The organism is Collinsella sp. LCP19S3_C9 (genome assembly GCF_052121575.1).
In the GTDB taxonomy this organism is placed as follows: Bacteria; Actinomycetota; Coriobacteriia; order Coriobacteriales; family Coriobacteriaceae; genus Collinsella.
The window spans coordinates 1-1,116 of record NZ_JBQKDZ010000037.1; the positions used below are offsets into that span (position 1 = coordinate 1).

The window sequence follows — 1,116 nt, forward strand, 5'->3', positions numbered from 1 at the left end:
TGTTAGCGTCAATCTATTTTTCACCAGTTTCGCTAAACAGGCGCGCCGTTCGCGCAAAGGCGGTTTCACCGGTTGCGCTAACGTATTTTCACCGATTCCGGTCACGGCTCGACGGGGCCGTCCCTCGGCAGGTCCTTCAGCCTGTAGGACCTGCCGGTTATCTTGACCAGGTGGCAGTGGTGGCACACCCTGTCCGCGATCGCGCTCGCCGCCACGTCGTCCCCGAACACCCTGCCCCAGCCGCTGATCCCCACGTTGGTGGTGATGATCGTCGAGCGCTGCTCGTAGCGCGTCGATATCAGCTGGAACAGCAGGTCCGCGCCCGCGCTGCCGACGTCGAGGTAGCCGAGCTCGTCGATGATCAGCAGCCTCGAGTGGGCGTAGTACCTGAGCCTCTTCTTGAGGATGCCGCGCGACGAGGCGTCCTCCAGGTCCTCGACGAGCCGGGCGCAGTCCACGAACCTGACCTCGCGCCCCGCCCTGACCGCCTCGATGCCCAGCGCGACGGCGAGGTGCGTCTTGCCCACGCCGGGGCTCCCCACGAACAGGACGTTCTCGGCCCGCTCGACGAACCTCAGGGTCGCGAGCTCCTCGATCTCGGCGCGCGGGACCGACGGCTGGAAGTCCCAGTCGAAGTCCGCCAGCCCCTTGACGTAGGGGAACCCCGACGACCGTATGCGCTGGCTGGTGATCCTGACCTCCCGGGCGGCGACCTCGACGCGCGTCATCTCCTCGAGGGCGGAGGCGAAGCCCCGCTCGCCCGCGGCGACCATCCTCACGTAGTCGGGCAGGGACGCCGCCATCTCGTGCAGCCCGAGCGCGGAGAGGTTCGCCTGCGCCCTGATCGAGGGGCTGCCCTCCGCGACGGCGCCCATCACGCCCCTCCGAGCGAGTCGAGCAGCGCGAGGTTGGCGCGCGCGGCCTCGGCGATGTCCGCGTCGGCCAGGCCCCGCTTCCCCTCGAGGGCCTGCCCGTAGTGGTCGGGGTCGTAGTTGATGGGCCTCGACGGCCCGGACGCGGCGTCGTGGACGGCGACCTCCTCGCCGGCCATCCTCACCACGACCTGGCCGCCGGGCATCGCCACGACGCTCACGCGCCGGCCGATGCAGCGCCTGG

The 1,116-nt window shown here is 69.6% G+C and carries 1 protein-coding gene and 1 pseudogene; both read right to left on the reverse strand.

What is annotated here, in order from left to right:
• Positions 1-101: 101 nt before the first annotated feature.
• Complete coding sequence (istB, locus tag ACTQXI_RS08870) at positions 102-875, reverse strand: IS21-like element helper ATPase IstB (RefSeq protein WP_427719878.1); 774 nt, start codon at positions 873-875, stop codon at positions 102-104.
• Positions 875-1,116 (reverse strand): annotated as a pseudogene (locus ACTQXI_RS08875) (IS21 family transposase); the annotation flags it as partial. The gene istB and the pseudogene ACTQXI_RS08875, both read right to left, overlap by 1 nt.